Raw genomic sequence first — 22,058 nt, 5'->3', positions numbered from 1 at the left:
CGTCCGGGACAGGTTTAGATAGATTGCTTCCGTACGTCTCTGGTATGGCCGAGGTATTGGGATATTACCGCAAACCTGTTCGCCGGGTGTTTATACAGTCTGCTGGCAAAAACCAGAAAAAACTGAGCATCCGCACAGAAAAAAGAAAAGGAATACTCTGAAAGAAACATCCGCAGCGCCGGTACTTTCTCCCTGCAAGCGCCAGCGCAGCAGGAAGATTAGTACCGCTGCGCGAGGACAGAGCGCAAGCGGTTTCTGGAAGAGTATTCCTTTTCGTATGGTAAACCTTTTTATATGGTAACCCTTTTCGTATTGTATTTTGTTTCGTATAGTATCTTATTGCATTCCGCTGTCAGCCTCTTCACACCGTCCCGCTCAGGTTCCGGTTGGCGGTACTGAGCATCAGCTTGATACGGTTCAGCTGGTTCACTTCCGAAGCTCCCGGATCATAATCGATGGCGACAATATTAGCCTTCGGGTAATCCGCCCGGATGTGCTTGATGACACCCTTTCCGACAATGTGATTGGGCAGGCAGCCAAACGGCTGGATGCAGACAATATTCATAACCCCGCCGTGGATCAGCTCCATCATCTCACCGGTCAGGAACCAGCCTTCCCCGGTCTGGTTGCCGACAGAGACGATGGGGGAGGCATATTTTGCCAGATCCTCAACCTTGGCGGTCGGCGTAAAGTGCATGCTGTGAATAAATTCTTCGTTCATCGCGGTGCGGAGCACGTTGACAGCCTTTATCGCGGCGTTGCACATCATGCGGGATTTTTTCGAGGTTCCCAGATGTTCCGCCTTGAAATTAGTATTGTAGAAGCTGTACATGAAGAAGTCTACAAAGTCCGGGACAACAGCCTCCGCCCCTTCGGATTCCAGAAGCTCCACCAGATGATTGTTTGCCGCGGGCGCGTACTTCACCAGAATCTCTCCGACGATACCGACCCTCGGTTTCTTTACGTTGGTAATCGGAAGCCGGTCGAAATCCCGGATAATGCTCCTGCACAGCCGGTTGAATTTGGGGAGGGAAACGGATTTTCCGGTCAGGAAATGAATGACAATTTCCTCCCATTTCTTATGCAGCCGGTTTGCAGACCCCTTCACCTTTTCATAGGGACGCATGCGGTACAGACAGCGCATGAAGATATCCCCGAAGAGAGCCGCATAAACCACACGGATTCCCATTCCCGGAGAAATTTTCAGACCAGGATTGCTCTCCAGTCCGACCAGATTCAGGGAGATAACCGGAACCTGTTCCATCCCTGCCTTTTTCAAGGCACGGCGGATAAACGCGATGTAGTTGGATGCGCGGCATCCGCCTCCGGTCTGGCTCATAATGACCGCTGTGCGGTTCAAGTCATATTTTCCGGACTGCAGGGCGTCCATAATCTGTCCTACCACCAGAAGGGAAGGGTAGCAGGCGTCGTTGTTTACGTATTTTAATCCGACATCCACCGCGTGGCGGTTATCGTTCGGAAGAATAACCAGATGATAGCCGCCCGTATTAAATGCCTTTTCGATAAGGTTGAAATGAATCGGGGAAAGCTGCGGGCAGAGGATTGTGTATCCCTCCTCCTTCATCTCCTTGGTAAAAATAACCCTGGGCTGCGCGGAGCTGTGAACCTCGCGCTTCATCCCCGAACGGTCGCGCGCGCGAAGGGCGGCCAGAAGAGAGCGGACGCGGATTCGTGCGGCTCCCAGGTTATTTACCTCATCGATCTTCAGAACCGTGTAGATTTTTTCGCTTCCGGACAGAATCTCATAAACCTGGTCGGTCGTCACGGCATCCAGGCCGCAGCCGAAGGAATTCAGCTGGATCAGATCCAGGTCGTCTCTGGTTTTCACGTAATTTGCCGCTGCGTACAGACGGGTGTGGTACATCCACTGGTCGTTGACGCGCAGGGGGCGCTCCACCGGCGCCAGATGAGAGACGGAATCCTCCGTCAGCACAGCGACGTCATAGGAAACAATCATATCCGGAATGCCATGGTGAATTTCCGGATCGATGTGATAAGGACGTCCGGCCAGCACAATGCCGCGGTGCCCGGTCTCCTCCATCCACCGAAGGGTTTCTTCCCCCTTTTTCCGAATATCCTCTCTGGTTTTTGCCATCTCCAGCCATCCGGCATGAGCCGCCTCCCGAACCTCGGATTCGGGTATGTCATGGAAAATTTTCACCAGCTCGCCGGTCATTGCTTCCTCGTCTGAAAGAGCCAGGAAAGGATTCATAAACCGGATGGACGGGTCGCGCAGCTCATCCACGTTGTTTTTAATATTTTCCGCGTAAGAGGTTACAATCGGGCAGTTGTAATGGTTTACCGCTCCGCTGAATTCCTTTCTCTCAAACGGGATGCAGGGATACCAGATAAATGTCAGCCCGTGACGGATCAGCCACTCAATGTGTCCGTGAGAAATTTTTGCGGGGTAGCAGGCAGTATCACTGGGAATAGACTCAATACCCATCTCGTAAATTTTCCGGGTCGAGGTGGGAGAGAGCACAACCTGATAGCCCAGTCTGGTAAAGAAGGTAAACCAGAGAGGGTAATTCTCATACATATTCAGGACACGGGGAATCCCGACCTTTCCCCTGATGGCTTCTTCCTCAGTCAGAGGCTCATAGCCGAAAATCCGGTTGTATTTATACTCGAACAGGTTCGGAATATGGTTTGCGTTCTTCGGCTTACCGATTCCGCGCTCGCAGCGGTTGCCGCTGATGTACTGCCTTCCGCCGGAAAAATGGTTGACGGTCAGGCGGCAGTGGTTCGTACAGCCTTTGCAGTACGCCATTTTGGTGGAATACTGCAGGGCGTTGATCTTCTGGATCGGGAGCATGGTGGTCTCCTGCCCCTCGTAGCGGTCCCTGGCGATCAGCGCCGCCCCGAAAGCTCCCATAATGCCGGCAATATCCGGACGGATGGCCTCGCAGTCCGCAATCCTCTCGAAGCTGCGCAGCACGGCATCGTTGTAGAAGGTTCCGCCCTGGACAACAATATGATTGCCCAGCTCTTTGGCGTCGGAAACCTTGATAACCTTATAGAGCGCGTTTTTAATCACAGAGTAGGCCAGTCCGGCAGAAATGTCCGCCACGGACGCGCCTTCCTTTTGCGCCTGTTTGACACGGGAGTTCATAAAGACCGTGCAGCGGGTGCCCAGGTCGATGGGATGCTCCGCAAACAGGGCTTCCTTTGCGAAATCCTGGACGCTGTAATCCAGCGACTGGGCAAAGTTTTCGATAAAGGAGCCGCAGCCGGAGGAGCAGGCCTCGTTCAGCTGTACGCTCTCGACCGCATGATCGCGGATTTTGATGCATTTCATATCCTGGCCGCCGATGTCCAGTATGCAGTCCACATCCGGATCAAAGAAGGCGGCGGCCGTGTAATGGGCGATGGTTTCCACCTCTCCCTCATCCAGAATGAGGGCGGCCTTGATCAGCTGTTCTCCGTAACCGGTGGAGCAGGAACGGACAATCCGGGCAGTCTGCGGCATTTTGGAATAGATGTCTTTGATCGCGCGGATGGAGGTCCCCAGCGGATCTCCGTGGTTATTGTCATAGAAGGAGTAAAGCAGATCCCCGTTTTCGCTTACGACGGCTGCCTTTGTCGTGGTGGATCCGGCGTCGATTCCCAGAAAGCAGTTTCCGGAATAGGTGGAGAAGTCCGCTGTTTTTACCTTGTAACGGCTCTGCCTCTTCAGAAAATCCTCATAGTCCTCCTTTGTGGCGAACAGAGGATCCATACGGGCAACCTCAAATTTCATCTTTACGCCGTGGCGGAGCTTGTCGCGCAGAAAATCAAGGGAAAACTCCGGGTTTTCCTCTTTTGCGTTCAGCGCGGAGCCCATGGCGGCAAAAAGATGCGAGTTTTCCGGAATAATCGCGTGTTCCTCATCCAGATTCAGGGTACGGATAAAGCAGTTCCGCAGCTCGGAAAGGAAATGAAGCGGGCCGCCCAGAAAGGCAACATGGCCTCGGATCGGTTTCCCGCACGCCAGTCCGGAGATGGTCTGGTTGACAACCGCCTGAAAAATAGAGACAGACAGATCTTCTTTTGTCGCACCCTCATTGATCAGCGGCTGGATATCGGTCTTGGCGAACACGCCGCAGCGCGCGGCAATGGGATAGACAGCCTGGTAGTTTTTCGCGTACTCGTTCATGCCCGTGGCGTCGGTCTGAAGAAGAGAAGCCATCTGATCAATAAAAGATCCGGTTCCTCCGGCGCAGACGCCGTTCATCCGCTGCTCGATATTGCCGTTCTCAAAATAGATGATTTTTGCGTCCTCGCCGCCAAGCTCAATGGCAACATCTGTCTGGGGAGCCTGGAACTGCAGGGCGGAGGAGACGGCAATAACCTCCTGGACAAAGGGTATGCTGATATTCTGCGCAAGAGTGAGGCCGCCGCTTCCGGTGATCACCGGCCGCAGCTGCAGATCCCCCAGCTTTTCGGAAGCTTCATCCAGAAGATCCGCAAGGGTTTCCTGTATCCGCGCAAAATGTCTCTTATAATCGGAAAAAAGAATGTGACGTTCCTGGTCCAGAATAACAATCTTGACTGTGGTCGAGCCAATATCAATTCCCAGGGTATTGGTAATATCTGTCATAGTATACAACTCTCCTTTTAACGTAATGGATTATACGACAACGGTTCTGCAAAAACAACCGAGGGCAGATCGGTGAATTCTAAAAAAAAGATAAAAAGGTAACGGATTCGGTTTTTTGGTAAAAACAGGGAAACTTGAATTGCAGACGGTTCTTTCGTATACTTGGAACGCGAAAATATGTGAAACGCGGGATGCGGGAGGGATATTTTCGGCTTAATTGGAAAAACATGACGGTATAGGGGGTGCGCCGTAGAGGCAGAAATGCGCCGGCTGGCATGCTGTCCGTGTGTCATGACGTTTGGTGCTGTACTCATATTTCGACATAAAAGACATAAACAAGGAAGAGGAGAGGGAAAATTGGCTGTTTATAAAATAATTGCAGAAGAAGGCCGCGCGAAGCGGGCGGATTTTGAGACGGTGCACGGGGTTGTCCATACGCCGGTTTTTATGAATGTCGGTACGGCTGCCGCGATCAAGGGAGCGGTTTCCACGGAGGATCTGGAAAGAATCGGGACACAGATAGAGCTTTCCAACACGTACCATCTGCATGTGCGTCCCGGCGACGAGGTTGTAAAAAAGATGGGAGGCCTGCATAAATTTATGTCCTGGAACCGGCCGATTCTGACGGATTCCGGCGGCTTCCAGGTTTTCTCGCTGGCAGATCTGAGAAAAATCCGGGAGGAGGGGGTGACCTTCCGCTCGCATATTGACGGCCGTAAAATTTTTATGGGGCCGGAGGAAAGCATGCAGATCCAGTCCAACCTGGCGTCTACCATCGCCATGGCGTTTGACGAGTGCCCCTCCTCCGTGGCGGAGCGGTCTTATGTAGAACAGTCCGTATCCCGGACTGCCAGGTGGCTGGAGCGGTGCAAGCGGAAAATGGAGGAGCTGAACAGCCGGGAGGACACCATAAATAAGGAACAGCTTTTGTTTGGCATCAACCAGGGAGCCATCTATCCGGATATCCGGATTGACCACGCAAAACGGATCACAGAGATGGAGCTGGACGGTTACGCGGTCGGCGGTCTTGCGGTCGGTGAGACGCACGAACAGATGTATGATATTCTGGACCAGGTGGTTCCTTATCTTCCGAAGGACAAACCTACCTATCTGATGGGGGTAGGCACCCCGGCCAATATTCTGGAGGCCGTGGACAGGGGAGTGGATTTCTTTGACTGCGTCTATCCCAGTCGGAACGGAAGGCACGGCCATGTCTATACCAGGCACGGCCATCTGAATCTTTTTAACGCGCAGTATGAGCTGGATCAGCGGCCGATTGAAGAAGGCTGCCAGTGCCCGACCTGCCGGCGCTACAGCAGGGGATATATCCGCCATCTGCTGAAAGCAAAGGAAATGCTCGGCATGCGGCTCTGCGTCCAGCACAACCTGTATTTCTATAACCATCTGATGGAGGATATCCGCAACGCAATCGAACAGGGAAGATATGCCGAATTCAAGAGACAGACGCTGGATTCCATGGCGGAAAATGATGGGAGAAAGGATTAACTGCGCCTGATGGAAAGGGGAATTCCCTGCTGCGGTATTCCGGCATGACGGCAGATTTCTTCCGGAAATGCTTGCGCATCGGGAAACGATTGTGTATCATATGAAAAGACGCGCTGGTGAGACATTTGATGTATTTTTGTACATCAATTATCCGCTCCGTGCGAAAACGAATAACGGTATACTGCCGGATTGATTGGAGGATGAAAAATGTTATTTGTAAGTTCTGGTAGTTCCAGCGGCGGCCTCAGTATGATTATTCTCATGGTCGCGATGATTGCCCTGCTGTATTTTATGATGATTCGTCCGCAGAGGAAGGAACAGAAGAGAATGCAGGCAATGCTGGACAGTATGGAGATCGGCGATGCTGTTGTTACCACCGGGGGCTTTTACGGTATTATCATTGATATTACCGATACAGATGTCATCGTAGAATTCGGCAATAACAAGAACTGCAGAATTCCCATGAAGAAAGAAGCGATTGCCCAGATTGAGAAACCGGAGCAGGCAGTCGCGGCAAAGGCTGAAAAAGAAGAAAAAACCGATAAGACAGAGAAAACAACGACAGCCAAAGCAGACAACGAGAAAAAGTAAGAAGAGAGAATGATTTTTATGCGCCTGCTGCGGGAAGCTCCTGCGGACAGGCGTGTTTCATTTTACGGGCAGGTATGGTCGGTTTCCGGCCGTCTGACTTTGGCCTTAACAGATTACAGGAGGAAAACGGGATGGAATATAAAATCGGTTTGATTCACGGGGACGGTATCGGCCCGGAGATTGTGAATGAGGCAAAGAAGGTTCTGGATTCTGTCTGTGAAAAGTACGGACATACCTTCACCTATGAAAATCTTCTGCTTGGGGGAGCGTCTATTGACGCGACAGGTCTTCCGCTGACAGAGGAAACGGTAGAAAAGGCAAAATCCTGCGACGCCGTGCTGATGGGTTCGATCGGAGGAGACGCCAAAACATCACCGTGGTATAAGCTGGAGCCCTCCAAACGCCCGGAGGCAGGCCTGCTGGGAATCCGGAAGGCGCTGGGGCTTTTTGCCAATCTCCGGCCGGCTTACCTGTATAACGAGCTTCGCGCGGCATGTCCCCTCCGTGACGACATCATCGGGGACCAGGGCTTTAATCTGATTATTGTGCGGGAGCTTACCGGCGGTCTTTATTTCGGGGAGAGAAAGACTGAGGAGGTCAACGGTGTGACAACCGCCGTGGACACTCTCAGCTACAATGAAAACGAGATCCGCAGAATCGCCAGACGCGCGTTTGAGATTGCCCGGAAGAGGAGAAAAAAGGTAACAGAAGTAGACAAGGCCAATGTTCTGGATTCCTCCCGGCTCTGGAGAAAGGTCACCGCGGAGGTGGCCAAAGAATATCCGGATGTGGAGCTGGAGAATATGCTGGTGGATAACTGCGCGATGCAGCTGGTCCGTGATCCGAAGCAGTTTGACGTTATTCTGACAGAGAATATGTTCGGCGATATCCTGTCCGACGAGGCGAGCATGGTTACCGGTTCCATCGGTATGCTTTCCTCTGCCAGTCTGAATGAGAGCAGCTTCGGCCTTTATGAGCCGAGCCACGGTTCTGCTCCGGATATTACAGGGAAGAATATCGCCAACCCGATCGCGACAATTCTTTCGGCTGCCATGATGCTCCGGTATTCCCTGAATCTGGATCAGGAGGCAGACGCGGTGGAGGCGGCTGTGCAGAAGGCTCTCTCGGACGGCTTCCGCACGGCGGATATTTATTCAGAGGGAATGAAAAAGACATCCACCACAGAAATGGGAGATGTTATAGCAGAGAATGTCCGTGGCTGAAGCGAAAAACAGGCCGAAAGAGAGAAGGGCAGGAATACCGCTGCTTCCGGGAATCCACAGCCGTTGAAGAAAACAGCCGGAACAGGACGGAAAAACAAAAAATGCCCGGCCATCAGAAAAATACAGATGACGGAGTACCGCAGAAAAAGGAGACAGATAAATGAAGAGTGATCATGTAAAAAAAGGAATGCAGCAGGCGCCGCACCGCAGCCTGTTTAACGCGCTGGGGATGACGAAGGAGGAGATGGAGAAGCCGCTTGTCGGTATCGTGTGCTCCTATAACGAGATTGTTCCCGGCCATATGAATCTGGATAAAATCGCGCAGGCGGTAAAGCTTGGCGTGGCGGAGGCAGGCGGTATGCCGGTCATGTTCCCGGCCATCGCGGTGTGTGACGGCATTGCCATGGGCCATATCGGAATGAAGTATTCGCTGGTAACCAGGGATCTGATCGCGGATTCTACAGAATGTATGGCGATCGCCCACCAGTTTGACGCCCTTGTTATGATCCCGAACTGCGACAAAAATGTTCCGGGACTTCTGATGGCAGCGGCAAGAGTGAATATCCCGACTGTTTTTGTCAGCGGCGGTCCGATGCTGGCCGGACATGTCAACGGAAGGAAGAGAAGCCTTTCCTCCATGTTCGAGGCTGTCGGCTCTTATGCGGCAGGGACGATGACGGAGAGTGATGTCCGCAATTATGAGGAGCATGTTTGTCCGACGTGCGGTTCCTGCTCCGGTATGTACACAGCGAACAGCATGAACTGCCTGACAGAGATTCTGGGCATGGGGCTGGAAGGAAACGGCACAATTCCTGCCGTTTACTCGGAGAGAATCAAGCTTGCCAAACACGCCGGCATGGCTGTCATGGATATGCTCAGAAAGAATATCCGTCCCAGGGATATTATGACGAAAGAGGCGTTTATCAACGCGCTGACCATGGATATGGCTCTCGGCTGCTCGACAAACACCATGCTCCATATCCCGGCCATCGCACATGAAGCCGGATTCGATTTTGAAGTGGAGCTTGCCAATGAGATCAGCGAGAAAACGCCGAATATCTGTCACCTTGCGCCGGCCGGCCCGACCTATATGGAGGATCTGTACGAGGCAGGGGGCATCTACGCGGTGATGAAGGAAATTGCAGGTCTGGGACTTCTGAATCTGGACTGCATGACCGTAACCGGAAAAACCGTAGGGGAAAATATCAAGCATGCGGTCAACAGGAATCCGGAAGTCATCCGTCCTGTGGACAATCCTTATATGAAGACCGGAGGACTTGCGGTGCTGAAGGGAAATCTGGCTCCGGACACGGCTGTTGTAAAACGCTCGGCGGTTCTTCCGGAAATGATGGTTCACGAGGGGCCGGCCCGCGTCTTCGACTGTGAAGAGGATGCCATTGCCGCCATCAAGGGCGGGAAGATTGTTCCCGGAGACGTTGTAGTTATCCGCTACGAGGGACCAAAGGGCGGACCCGGAATGAGAGAGATGCTCAATCCGACATCGGCCATAGCAGGAATGGGGCTGGATAATTCCGTTGCGCTGATTACGGACGGACGGTTCTCCGGCGCGTCCCGCGGCGCGTCCATCGGCCATGTCAGTCCGGAGGCAGCCGTCGGGGGACCGATTGCCCTTGTGGAAGAAGGCGACATCATTTCGATCAATATCCCGGAGTACAAGCTGGAGCTGAAGGTCAGCGATGAGGAACTGGCAAGGCGGAAGGCGGCCTGGGTTCCCAGAAAGCCCAATATTACCACAGGGTATCTGGCAAGATACGCAAAGCTGGTTACCAGCGCAAACAGGGGTGCGATTCTTTCCGCGGATCAGGCGGACTGACATCCGGATCTGTTTTTCGGACAGGACGCGAATCCGTACATCCGGTCAGATTTGCCAGTGGAGTGAAATCCGCGCGGCAGCAAACGCGGCGGAGAACGCCTGCGCTTTGCGTCGCGGCCGGCAGGAAGATTGATAGAAATAGAAGAGTAAGAGGGAAAAAGATGCAGCTGAATGGTTCACAGATCATCATGGAATGTCTGAAGGAACAGAAGGTCGATACTGTTTTCGGATATCCGGGTGGTTCTATTCTGAATGTATATGATGAGCTCTACCGGCATCCGGAGATTCATCATATCCTTACCTCCCATGAGCAGGGAGCTTCTCATGCGGCGGACGGCTATGCCAGGGCGACCGGAAGGGTAGGCGTATGTTTTGCCACCAGCGGTCCGGGGGCGACAAACCTGGTGACCGGCATTGCCACCGCTTACATGGATTCTGTGCCGATTGTGGCGATCACCTGCAATGTGGGGAGGACGCTTCTTGGGAAGGACAGCTTCCAGGAGGTGGACATCGTGGGCATTACCATGCCCATCACAAAGTACAGCCTGATTGTCAAGGATGTTACGAAGCTGGCGGACTCCATACGCCGCGCCTTCCGAATCGCGAAGAGCGGCAGACCCGGCCCGGTTCTTGTGGATGTCACCAAGGATGTGACGGCCGCGTCCTGCGAGTTTACGCGTAAAGACCCGGCTCCCGTGAAGCCTTCTGCAGAGGGAATGACGGAGGAAAGCCTGGACAGGGCGGTTCAGATGATCAACGCATCTAAACGTCCCTTCCTCTTTGTCGGGGGCGGAGCGATCATCTCAGACGCTTCCCAGGAGGTTCGTGAGCTGGCAAGGAGGCTGCAGGCACCGGTCTGTGATACCCTGATGGGGAAGGGCGCGTTTCCAGGTACGGACCCGCAGTACATGGGCATGCTTGGCATGCACGGGACAAAGGCTTCCAATCTCGGCATGTACAAGTGTGATCTGCTGATCGTGCTGGGAGCCAGATTCTCCGACCGTGATGTCGGAAGTCCGAAGAATTTTGCCAGGCAGGCAAAGATTCTCCAGATCGATGTGGATTCGGCCGAGGTCAACAAAAATGTGGTGGTGGACGCCAGTGTGAACGGCGATCTGAAGCTGGTTCTGAATCGGATTCTTCCCCGGCTGGAACAGAAGAACGGTGCGGACTGGCTGAACCAGATGGAGGAGCTGAAGAAGGAAACAACCGTTCCTGTGCCGCAGGACCGGCTGACCGGGCCATACATGGTAGAGCAGACCTATCTGGTGACAGAGGGGAAGGCCATCATCACCACAGATGTCGGACAGCACCAGATGTGGGCCGCCCAGTACTACAAGTACACGGAGCCTCGCACGTTCCTTTCTTCCGGCGGCCTGGGAACCATGGGCTACGGCCTGGGAGCCGCGCTGGGAGCAAAGACCGGAAGGCCGGACAAGACAGTTATCAATATGACCGGGGACGGCTGCTTCCGGATGAATATGAACGAGCTGGCCACTGCTGTGCGCAGTGATATACCCGTCATAGAAATTGTATTTAACAACCATGTACTGGGGATGGTAAGGCAGTGGCAGACCTTGTTCTACGGCAAACGTTATTCCCAGACCATTCTGCGGGACAAGGTAGACTATGTAAAGGTGGCGGAGGCCATGGGCGCGGTCGGAATCCGCGTGACGAAGCCGGAGGATTTTGCCCCGGCGCTGCAGAAGGCGATCGAACTGAATCAGCCGGTTGTCCTGGACTGCCTGATTGATGACGATGACAAGGTCTTTCCGATGATCCCTGCGGGGAAACCCAATTCCGAGGTCTTTGACCAGACGGACGTGGAACAGTAAAAGCTGCCATGGCGCTTTGCGGCCTTTTTTCCGGCAGAAGCCTGTTTTTGCCGGAGACGAGGAAAGGAATTCTGTATGCATAGGACGCGTTGAAAGGGACAGCAGCGGATTGACAAAATTATATCAAGAGACTACACTTGTACAAGAAAACCCAAAATGAGACAGGAGGAAACAAAAGTGGGAAGAGTATATAACTTTTCGGCCGGCCCGGCGGTTCTGCCGGAAGAGGTTCTGAAGGAAGCGCAGGCGGACATGCTGGATTACAAGGGATGCGGGATGTCTGTCATGGAAATGAGCCACCGCTCCGCGATGTTCGACAACATCATCAAGGAAGCGGAAAAGGATTTCCGGGAGCTGGTCGGCGTTCCGGACAATTACAAGGTTCTGTTTTTACAGGGCGGCGGTTCTCTTCAGTTTGCGCAGATTCCCATGAATCTCATGAAAAACCGTGTCGCAGATTATATTGTAACAGGCAACTGGGCTAAGAAGGCGCTTGCGGAGGCAGAGATTTACGGAGACGCGAAAGCGGTTGCCTCTTCCGCCGACAAGAATTTCACCTACATTCCCGACTGCTCCGACCTTCCGATCCGTGAAAACGCAGATTATGTCTATATCTGCGAGAATAACACCATCTACGGAACAGAGTATAAAAAGCTTCCGAACACAAAGGGCAAGCTGCTTGTGGCCGATGTCTCTTCCAACTTCCTGTCTCGCCCGATTGATGTAGAGAAGTACGGCCTGTTTTTCGGCGGCGTGCAGAAAAATGTGGGACCGGCCGGCATGGTTATTACCGTAATCCGCGAGGATCTTGTCACGGATGATGTCCTTCCGGGAACACCGACCATGATGAAGTATAAAACACAGGCCGACAAGGATTCTCTCTACAACACGCCGAACTGCTGGTGCATTTACATCTGCGGACTGGTGTTCAAATGGCTGAAGAACATGGGCGGTCTGGAGGAAATGAACAAAAGAAACGAGAAGAAAGCTGCTCTTCTCTATGATTATCTGGATCAGTCGAAACTGTTCAAGGGAACGGTACGCAAAGAGGATCGCTCTCTGATGAATGTTCCGTTTGTTACCGGTGATAAGGATATGGACGCGAAGTTTGTCGCGGAGGCAAAGGCAGCAGGACTGGAGAACCTGAAGGGACACCGCACGGTGGGCGGCATGCGCGCCAGCATTTACAACGCCATGCCTTACGCAGGCGTTCAGAAGCTGGTAGAGTTTATGGATAAGTTTGAAAAGGAGAACAGCTGATTATGTTTCAGTATCATTGCCTGAACCCGATTGCTTCTGTCGGGTTGGACGGCTTCGGAGATAATTACAGACAGACGGATGATTTTAAGGAGGCGGACGCGGTACTGGTCCGCAGCGCAAAAATGCTGGATATGGAACTGCCGGGCAAGCTTCTGGCAGTCGGCCGCGCCGGCGCGGGAGTCAATAATATTCCTCTTGACCGCTGCGCGGATCAGGGAATTGTTGTTTTTAATACGCCAGGCGCGAATTCCAACGGGGTCAAGGAGCTGGTTCTGGCCGGGATGCTTCTGGCTTCCAGAGATATTGTCGGAGGTATCGAGTGGGTAAACAGCCAGAAGGATAATCCGGATGTGGGAAAACTGGCGGAAAAGCAGAAGAAGCAGTTTGCCGGCAGCGAAATCAGCGGGAAAAAGCTGGGAATTATCGGTCTTGGCGCTATCGGACAGAAGGTAGCCAACGCGGCGACGCATCTGGGCATGGACGTTTACGGCTATGATCCGTTTATCTCCGTAGACGCGGCCTGGAATCTTTCCCGTACCATTCATCATATTCAGGATGTCAATGATATCTATCGGAACTGCGATTTTATAACCATCCATGTCCCGCTGACAGACGGCACCAGGGGAATGATCAGCCGGGAAGCCATTCAGATGATGAAAGACGGAGTAGTGGTGCTGAACTACGCGAGGGACGTGCTGGTTGACGAAGAAGCTATGGTCGAGGCACTGAACGCGGGCAAGGTAAAACGCTATATGACAGATTTTGCCAACCCGACGGTTGCGGGAGTAAAAAATGTCATTATTACGCCGCATCTGGGAGCTTCTACCAGGGAGTCAGAGGACAACTGCGCGGTTGCGGCCGTCAAGGAACTGAAAAACTTCCTTGAAAACGGAAATATCAAAAACTCTGTGAATTATCCGGCATGCGATATGGGCGTCTGCACCTCCGCAAGCAGAATTACCATCTGCCATAAAAATGTTCCGGACATGATCCGGCAGTTCACCAGAATTCTCAGTGACGCAGGTGTCAACATCACGGATCTTACCAATAAGAGCCGCGGCAGCTATGCATACACCATGATTGACATGGAGACACGGGCCAGCGAGCAGATTATTACCAAGATCGCCTCGGTTGAGGGAGTGCTCCGCGCGCGGATTGTGAAATAATCCTCTGTGTCAGAAAATTGGATTGTAAGCTTTTGTTGTACAGCCGGGGTTGTGCAGTAAATAACGGCACCGCAGCAGAAGATCATTAAAGATAAGAAGGATTGATTCTGCCTGTATATGGCGGAAAACAGAAAAGAAAGACCGGCCGTCAGTTCTGCGTCTGCAAATGCGGGCGCGGAACTGGCGGCCTCTTCTGTATTTCCGTCGGCGGGGAAATGGCAGACAGAACAGGAAGCTGTGTCTGCATATTTGTCTGTTTATCGGTAAGAGAAAAGGAGAAGTTCAAATGGCAGCGATAAAACCATTCCGGGCGCTTCACCCGACCAGAGAAAAAGCAGCGGAGGTGGCCGCTCTTCCTTATGACGTATACAGCAGAGAGGAGGCCAGGGCGGAGGTGGCAAGGCATCCGCGGTCTTTTCTGGCAATCGACCGCCCGGAGACCCAGTTCCCGGAGAACCAGGATATGTATGCGCCGGAGGTTTACAAGAAGGCGGCCGAAATGCTGCGGGACTGGGAAGAAAAGGGGATCTTTGTGCAGGACGAAGAGCCGTATTACTATATCTGGGAACTGACCATGGATGGAAGAACCCAGACCGGGCTGGTTGCCTGCTCTTCGGTTGATGACTATCTGAACGGTGTTATTTTACGGCATGAAAATACCAGAAAAGAAAAAGAGGCTGACCGCACCCGGCATGTGTCGGTGACAAGTGCGCAGACCGGGCCGATTTTTCTTGCGTACCGCAATAATTCGGAGATACGGAGCGCGGTGCAGGACGCCTGCACCGGCCTTCCGTATTTTGATTATACAGAGGAGGACGGAGTCCGGCACCGCGTCTGGAGAGTAGAGGACAGGGGCATGGCGGGCAGGCTCACCGATGCCTTTGCGAAGCTGGAACATACCTATATCGCGGACGGACATCACCGCGCAGCTTCCGCCGTCTCCGTTTCGCTGGAGCGCAGAAAAAAATATCCGAACTACACAGGAAAGGAAGAGTTTAACAGCTTTCTGTCCGTCCTGTTTCCGGATGACGAGCTGAAAATCCTGGACTATAACCGCGTTCTGAAGGATCTGGCAGGCAATACACCGAAGGAACTGCTGGAAAAACTGGAGAAACAGTTTGAGATAGAAGAATTCGGCAGGGAGCCGTTTCATCCGGGGAAAAAGGGAGAAATGGGATTGTATCTGGATGCCTTCTGGTACCGGCTGCAGGTAAGAACGGAGCGCATTCAGACAGATCCGATCGGCATTCTTGATGTCTCTTATCTGCAGCGGGAGGCGCTTCAGCCGATCTGGGGAATTTCGGATCCCCGCACAGACGACAGAATTGATTTCGTCGGGGGCATCCGCGGCCTGGAGGAACTGGAGAGGAGATGCCGCACGGATTGTTCTGCCGCTTTTTCGATGTTTCCGACTTCCATCGGAGAGCTGTTTGCCGCCGCAGACGCGGGTATGCTGATGCCTCCCAAGTCCACCTGGTTTGAGCCGAAACTGCGGAGCGGGCTGTTCATCCACAAAATTGAGCCCTGATTTAAGATATACATAAGTATGCTTTTGGGGGCTGCAGCATGTTATAATGGATCAAAGTGAGAATGTGATTTCCGGAATGAGCCGGGATTACATTCAGGCTTCTTTATCCTCATAACCTTGCTTTTTCTGGGAGGTGATCATATGGAACATCATCCTTTTTTATCCTTTGACGATGGGTTAGAGATTACTTTTTCAGATCTGAAAAGAAAGAAGAACGGATCAGAATATATTACCATCTATTTTGAACAGCCCAATCCGGAAGAGACAGATTTCTATTCTGCCCAATGTGACTACCCAGGCGGCAGCTTTACAAATGTGGTCGGCTATACAGATAGGGATCTCAGCAGATTGTGGGAGCATGTGGCCAAAGCGGGCACGCTTCATTGATGCCTGACAAGACCGTTATTGAAAACAAGAGGACGTTTACTGTCCTCTTGTTTTACAATACGGCTGTAAAAATTGAGCCCTGATTTACAGGTAAAACTGGAACTGCATGCCACTTTCCGGTTCTTTCAGGAGATGGAAGGAAATGCCCAGGTACAGGCGGGTATCAAAATTATCCAGATCCAGACTGGTGATCTCCTCAATCCGTTCCATGCGGTTGATAAAGGTGCTGCGGTGTATGTACAGTTTTTCTGCCGCCCGTGACATATTAAAGCGTTCCCGGAAAAAAGTGTAGAGAGTCAGGTAATAACTGGTGTTTTTTTCCTGGTCGTGGGTGCGCAGCTTCAAAAGCGCGGGGTGGCACACCTGTTCCGGCTTAAAGGAGCCAAGTCCGTATTGAATCAGATAGTCCAGCCCGTAATCATCAAAGCGGAAATACCAGCGGGTGGAATCCTTTTTCTGGCCGAATTCGATGGAGAACTGTGCCTGGCGGAAATACTGAGGAAGCTCCTGCAGACCGGTAAAGGGTCTGCTGCACCCGGCGATCATCAGGCCGTCCCGGACCAGATACGCCAGAGACTGATAAAAATCATCCAGCTTTTTCAATCCTCCGTAAACAGAAAGGTTTTCCAGAAGAACAACAGTTCCCTGATTGTCCACCGCGCAGGCGCCTTTCCAGCGTTCTTCAATCTGGGAGATCAGGTACGGAGGATACAGTTCTTTTTTCAGGCGGTGTTCCGGAAGAAAAACAGCAATCAAGTAGTTCTGATCCTCTGTCCATCCGGTACTCTGCTCCAGTTCGCCGATTTCCTGAGGACCGGGAACCGTGCCTTTTAGAGATTCGGAAAAAAAGGAGTGAAGGGTATTCTGGGCGGCGGAGCCGACCCGGAGAGACCCGTACCGGTGGAGCAGAATCGTGGTGAAATAAGCAAGCTTTTCCAGGATCCGGCTGTTTCTTGCCAGATAGTTCTGCCGGGGCTGACCCAGGATCAGCCTCCCGTGATATTCGCCGTTGTCAATCAGGTTGTATACCAGGTAAGTGCTGTCCATCTCCAGGGTGCAGACGCCTTTTTTTGTCTCCAGATCCCGGTGCCTGGGATTGGAGATCATGTCTTCCATCACTTCAGGAAGCAGGTTGTCGTCATTTTCAAAGAGAGAAAGATTGGTTCCTGGATCGTGTGCAATCGCGATAATTTTGAACTGGTTGTCTATCAAAAGAATCGGAAGCTGGAAAAACGACCATGTTTTCCGGATCAGGGTCCGGTAATCCTGGTATCTGTCGATGACCTGCAGACATTCGTTCTCCCACTCGTCAAAAAGATCATAGATAGACTGCAGCTGATTGTAGATCCGGAAAAGATTCAATTCTCTCGGCAGAATGATATAGGAGGTATTTCTGGGGCGGCTCATGTTGGGAGCTTCCCAGCAGATATAGGAGCCGGGGCCGACCGGGCTGTCCCCGTGGTTGGTAAGAAAATAGAGATAGCCCTCCGGGGAGTCCGGCCCTTCATAGTAACGGGGCCGTCCCAGTTCTCGCTCGCCGGACGGATTCGCGCGGTAAGTAAGAAAGAAAGAAGGGGAGAGCATGTCTGAGATAATATCAAGATAAAGCTTCATACAAAATATCCATTCGATCCTTTATATCATGATGCCAGGCCGCCAAAATGTAGTCCGTTTTGCCTGTGCTCTTTCTAAAAATACCATATTTTTAAGAAAATCGCAATTTAAATGACAAAAAAACAGACTACATTCTGTAGTATGAACAGGTTGAAATCTCCTTTGTTTTAACGGATGTACGGATGAGCGGGAGCAGATTATAATTCAGTCATACTTAACAAGTAACCCATTACTACTCTATACACATAAGGGAAGCGGAGCGTGCACGGCCCCGCTTTTCTTATTTTGTCCCTGCCGCTTTCCCTTTCCAATTTTTTCTCCATGGTGTATAATGGCGTCGTTCAACTGGCCGCAGGGCAGTCTTTTTTGGAGTGCCCGGAAATGCGGTCTGAAAGATTTCGGAGGAACTGCCCAGATGCATTTTAAAACAGAGGACGAGACAGACACGCTAGAGGGAAGTACGCAGGAGAAGAAGTCCAAACATGAGAGGAAGGCAGAAGCTCCGGCTTCTGACCTGGAGCGCGACGAAAATCTGCCGTTTGAAGAGGCAGGTAACAGTGAGGCGGATGGTTCCGAACCCGGCGGAGAAGCAGACAGCAGTGAACCAGACAGCACAGAACCTGTCGCAGAGGCCGTCAGAACCGCGGGACATTTTCCGAGAACAAGGAAATACCTGGTTTTCTGGTCCTGCTATTTTGCCGCCGTCCTGGTTTTTCTCATTACCCAGTACCGCCAGGTTGTGGGAACGGATCTGAATGACAGAAAATACGGAAACCTGATTTTTATTCTTCTGGCGGGCTCGGTCGCGGTCACGGCAGTGATGACGATGTTTGTCATGCAGCCGAAAAAACTGAGAGGAAAGAACGGCAAAGAACTGAAGCAGCGGATACGGCCCTGGGATTTTGCCATTATTCTGGCGGCGGATATCTGCGCCTTTCTGGTGATCGAATATGTCAATAATGATATTTTTGACCAGATGGAATTCCGGTACATGGCACTGAATGTACTCGGCATTTTTATCATGAACATGATTCTGCTGTTCTGGCTGAATTCGGTCAGGCGTTCCCTGATGGCGGTCACGGCCATCTGGGGCTGCATGAGCATCGCTTTTTACTATGTTTACCTGTTCCGGGGAGAGCCGCTGCAGCTGATCGATTTTTTCAGTATCACGACGGCGGCGACGGTTGCCGGGAGCTATACCTTTACGCTTACCAGGGCGATTGTGGTGGATATTGTGGTCAGCGCCTGTCTGATGGCCGTGTGGCTGAACATGCGCTGCCATGTCATCGCGAAGAAGCTCTGGGGAAAGCTCCTGATGCGCGCCGGGATAGCCGTATTCATGTTCGGCATGTATTTCTTCTATCTGAACGTGAACTGGAACGGCGGCCTGGGCATTCTGACGGATCTGTTCGCGCCGATGAAAACCTATCAGGAGTACGGGACAACCGTCGGGTTTTTCTGCGTCGCCAAGTACATGCGGCTGACGCCCCCGGACGGATATTCCGTTTCTAAAACCGAGAAAATAGCGGAGGATTCCTGCGAGGAGGAATCTCCCAATACGACGACAGCCACAAAGCCCGTAAATATCATCTGCATTATGAACGAGTCCTGGGCCGATTACCGTATGGTGGGAGATCTGGAGACAAACCAGCCGGTGATGCCTTATTATGATTCTATGGAAGAAAACACCATCAAGGGACATACGCTGGTGTGCATCCGCGGAGGCGGCACGGCAAAGACAGAATATGAATTCCTGACCGGCAATTCTGTAAAGAGATTTCCGGGGATGGTTCCCTACGTCAGTTATTTTACCCATGATGAGTACGGGCTGGCCAGGACGCTGTCCGCGCAGGGGTACGAGACGGCTGCCATGCATCCGTACAAGGGGAGCAACTGGAACCGCTACACGGCCTACCGCCTGCTGGGCTTTGATCATTATTACACCGAGGACGACTACGACGCGGATACGGAAAAGGTAAGGGGTCTGATCACGGATAAGGCGAACTATAAAAAGATCATTGACCTTGTCAACAGCAAGGAGGATCCGACGCAGCCGTATTTCCTGTTTGACGTCACCATGCAGAATCACGGCGGCTATACCTCCGCTGATTATACCGGGGATATCACGGTGGACGGCTACACCGATGATTCCGTCAATCGTTATCTGTCCCTGGAGCATCTGAGCGATCAGGCGCTGGAGGAGCTGATCGAATATTTTAAGAATTATGATCAGCCTACCATTATCTGTATGTTCGGCGACCATTATCCGACCCTGCCGGATTCCTTTACGGAGTATATTTCCGGGTCCAGCTATGATGACCTCTCCCTGCAGGATCAGATGTGGTACTACGCGACGCCGTTCTTCATCTGGGCGAACTATGATATCCCGGAGGAGGAAAATGTTCTGACCAGCACAAATTTCCTGAGCACCATGCTTCTGGAAAATACCGGGCTCCAGATGACCGATTATAATTATTATCTGAAGGATCTGCAGGAGACAATTCCGGCACTGAACCACATGGGATATGTGAACGCGGACGGAGTATATACCGCATGGCAGGACGGAGACACGGAGAGCCTGCAGGCCGAGTGGGAATATGAATGCCTGCAGTACAACAACCTGGGGCCGAAGGGCAGACGGATTGACTGGTTCTTTGCTTTGACGGAGGATTCGGGCAAATCCAGGAAGATCAGCGGCGGATAAACCGCAGCTGACGGTAAGAACTGTAAAACACTATGCCGGCTCTGCCGGCACAAAGAGAAAGGAACGCAAACCATGATCGCAGCCAGTAATATCAGCCTGAGAGTCGGGAAAAAAGCACTGTTTGAAAATGTAAATATCAAATTCACCGAGGGCAACTGCTATGGTGTAATCGGCGCGAACGGAGCCGGAAAATCTACGTTTCTGAAGATACTCTCCGGACAGCTGGAGCCCACAAGCGGGGAGATCACCATTACACCCGGACAGAGACTTTCCTTTCTGGAACAGGATCATTTCAAATATGACCAGAATGTCGTCCTGGACACGGTTATCATGGGAAACCAGAGGCTCTACGAGGTGCGTCAGGAGAAGGACGCCCTCTATGCCAAGGAGGACTTTACGGATGAGGACGGAATCCGAGCCAGCGAGCTGGAGGCGGAGTTCGCGGAGATGAACGGCTGGGACGCGGAGACAGACGCGGAGACCCTCCTGAACGGACTGGGCATCCCCACGGAGCTGCACTACGCCCAGATGAGCACGCTGACCGGACCACAGAAGGTGAAGGTGCTTCTGGCCCGCGCCCTGTTCGGAAACCCGGATATTCTGCTCCTGGATGAGCCGACCAACCACCTGGATCTGGACGCCATTGACTGGCTGGAGGAATTTCTGATCAATTTTGAAAATACCGTAATTGTCGTCTCGCATGACCGCTATTTTCTGAATAAGGTCTGTACGCAGATTGCGGATATTGATTATGGAAAAATCCAGCTGTATGCCGGAAATTATGATTTCTGGTTTGAATCCAGCACGCTGCTCATGAAGCAGAAAAAGGAAGCAAACAAAAAGAAAGAGGAGAAGATCAAGGAGCTGCAGGAGTTTATCTCCCGGTTTGCCGCGAATGCCTCCAAATCCAAACAGGCGACTTCCCGAAAGAAAGCGCTGGAGAAAATCCAGCTGGATGACATTAAGCCCTCCAGCAGAAAATATCCATACATCGATTTCCGCCCGGATCGCGAAATCGGAAATGAGGTTCTGGAGGTGAACGGGCTTTCCAAAACCGTAGACGGGGTGAAGCTGCTGGACAACATCTCGTTCACACTCCGCAGGGAGGACAAGGTGGCATTTGTCGGCTCCAATGAACAGGCTGTCTCCGAGCTTTTCAAGATTATCGCGGGAGCGGAGGAGCCGGATTCAGGCTACTACAAGTGGGGAATTACAACCAGCCAGGCCTGGTTCCCGAAGGATTACACGAAGGAATTTGATTCGGATCTGACGATTGCCGAATGGCTGACGCAGTATTCGGAAAACAAGGACACGACCTACGTGCGCGGCTTCCTGGGACGCATGCTTTTTGCCGGAGAGGACGGCGTCAAGCGTGTGCGGGTACTCTCCGGGGGCGAGAAGGTGCGCTGCCTTCTTTCCAAGATGATGATCTCCGGGGCAAATGTGCTGATTCTGGATCAGCCTACCAACCATCTGGACATGGAGTCTATTACCGCCCTGAACAACGGACTGATCAAGTTTCCGGGCGTGCTGCTCTTTACCTGCCATGACCACCAGTTTGTACAGACAACGGCGAACCGGATCATGGAGATCACGGAAGACGGCAGACTGCTGGATAAGGTCACAACCTATGACGAGTATCTTGCCGGGAACGAAGAGGCGCGCAAGAAGCATGTCTACACACTGGATGAGGAAGATAACTGAGACGGGTCTGTCCGCACAGTATGATATATGGCGGCGGACTGCTGCGGCACGTCTGTACCCGTGGGGGCGCGGAAGCGTACCGTAAGAGCTGGAAAAGAGGGATATT

At 52.3% G+C, this 22,058-nt stretch carries 12 protein-coding genes and 1 pseudogene; 11 read left to right on the top strand and 2 right to left on the bottom strand.

Annotated features, from left to right (window positions below):
- Window positions 1–361: 361 nt before the first annotated feature.
- Window positions 362–4,600, bottom strand: coding sequence for a 2-hydroxyacyl-CoA dehydratase (locus tag FYJ60_RS01910; protein ID WP_154456884.1), 4,239 nt, complete (start codon window positions 4,598–4,600; stop codon window positions 362–364).
- A 357-nt stretch (window positions 4,601–4,957) separates the two neighbouring features.
- Here FYJ60_RS01910 and tgt point away from each other — a divergent pair, with 357 nt between their 5' ends.
- The 9 genes and pseudogenes from tgt (at window position 4,958) to FYJ60_RS01865 (ending at window position 15,930) form a co-directional block, all read left to right on the top strand.
- Window positions 4,958–6,106 (top strand): tRNA guanosine(34) transglycosylase Tgt, encoded by a 1,149-nt coding sequence (tgt, locus tag FYJ60_RS01905; RefSeq protein ID WP_235903286.1) that lies wholly within the window; start codon window positions 4,958–4,960, stop codon window positions 6,104–6,106.
- A 249-nt stretch (window positions 6,107–6,355) separates the two neighbouring features.
- Window positions 6,356–6,604 (top strand): annotated as a pseudogene (yajC, locus tag FYJ60_RS01900) (preprotein translocase subunit YajC); the annotation flags it as partial.
- Between the two features lie 224 nt (window positions 6,605–6,828).
- Entirely contained in the window at window positions 6,829–7,920 is a 1,092-nt protein-coding gene (gene leuB / locus FYJ60_RS01895; RefSeq protein WP_154456881.1) for a 3-isopropylmalate dehydrogenase, read from the top strand.
- Window positions 7,921–8,080: 160 nt separating this feature from the next.
- Window positions 8,081–9,754 carry a dihydroxy-acid dehydratase gene (gene ilvD / locus FYJ60_RS01890; protein WP_154456880.1) on the top strand — a complete coding sequence of 558 codons (1,674 nt, stop codon included), beginning with the start codon at window positions 8,081–8,083 and terminating at the stop codon, window positions 9,752–9,754.
- A gap of 161 nt (window positions 9,755–9,915) precedes the next feature.
- Window positions 9,916–11,589, top strand: coding sequence for a biosynthetic-type acetolactate synthase large subunit (ilvB, locus tag FYJ60_RS01885; RefSeq protein WP_154456879.1), 1,674 nt, complete (start codon window positions 9,916–9,918; stop codon window positions 11,587–11,589).
- 177 nt (window positions 11,590–11,766) lie between these two features.
- Window positions 11,767–12,849: a 3-phosphoserine/phosphohydroxythreonine transaminase gene (gene serC, locus FYJ60_RS01880; RefSeq protein WP_330579075.1), complete on the top strand. Its 1,083-nt coding sequence runs from the start codon at window positions 11,767–11,769 to the stop codon at window positions 12,847–12,849.
- Window positions 12,850–12,851: 2 nt separating this feature from the next.
- Window positions 12,852–14,015, top strand: coding sequence for a phosphoglycerate dehydrogenase (locus FYJ60_RS01875; RefSeq protein ID WP_154456877.1), 1,164 nt, complete (start codon window positions 12,852–12,854; stop codon window positions 14,013–14,015).
- A gap of 286 nt (window positions 14,016–14,301) precedes the next feature.
- Window positions 14,302–15,543, top strand: coding sequence for a DUF1015 domain-containing protein (locus FYJ60_RS01870; RefSeq protein ID WP_154456876.1), 1,242 nt, complete (start codon window positions 14,302–14,304; stop codon window positions 15,541–15,543).
- A 141-nt stretch (window positions 15,544–15,684) separates the two neighbouring features.
- The gene (locus FYJ60_RS01865; RefSeq protein WP_235903285.1) at window positions 15,685–15,930 is read left to right on the top strand and encodes a hypothetical protein; all 246 of its coding nucleotides are present in this window, start codon (window positions 15,685–15,687) and stop codon (window positions 15,928–15,930) included.
- 84 nt (window positions 15,931–16,014) lie between these two features.
- Here FYJ60_RS01865 and FYJ60_RS01860 read toward each other — a convergent pair whose 3' ends face one another.
- Window positions 16,015–17,544 carry a PucR family transcriptional regulator gene (locus tag FYJ60_RS01860; RefSeq protein WP_154456875.1) on the bottom strand — a complete coding sequence of 510 codons (1,530 nt, stop codon included), beginning with the start codon at window positions 17,542–17,544 and terminating at the stop codon, window positions 16,015–16,017.
- Window positions 17,545–17,959: 415 nt separating this feature from the next.
- On the opposite strand from FYJ60_RS01860, the gene FYJ60_RS01855 reads away from it, so the two are divergent.
- Complete coding sequence (locus tag FYJ60_RS01855; protein WP_205838918.1) at window positions 17,960–20,248, top strand: LTA synthase family protein; 2,289 nt, start codon at window positions 17,960–17,962, stop codon at window positions 20,246–20,248.
- Between the two features lie 72 nt (window positions 20,249–20,320).
- The gene (locus tag FYJ60_RS01850; protein ID WP_154456873.1) at window positions 20,321–21,952 is read left to right on the top strand and encodes an ABC-F family ATP-binding cassette domain-containing protein; all 1,632 of its coding nucleotides are present in this window, start codon (window positions 20,321–20,323) and stop codon (window positions 21,950–21,952) included.
- Window positions 21,953–22,058: the final 106 nt, after the last annotated feature.

It is taken from the genome of Bilifractor porci, from assembly GCF_009696005.1.
GTDB classification, from domain to species: domain Bacteria; phylum Bacillota; class Clostridia; order Lachnospirales; family Lachnospiraceae; genus Bilifractor; species Bilifractor porci.
Note: the sequence above shows the minus strand (reverse complement) of the source record. Positions and strands in the feature narration are given on the sequence as shown.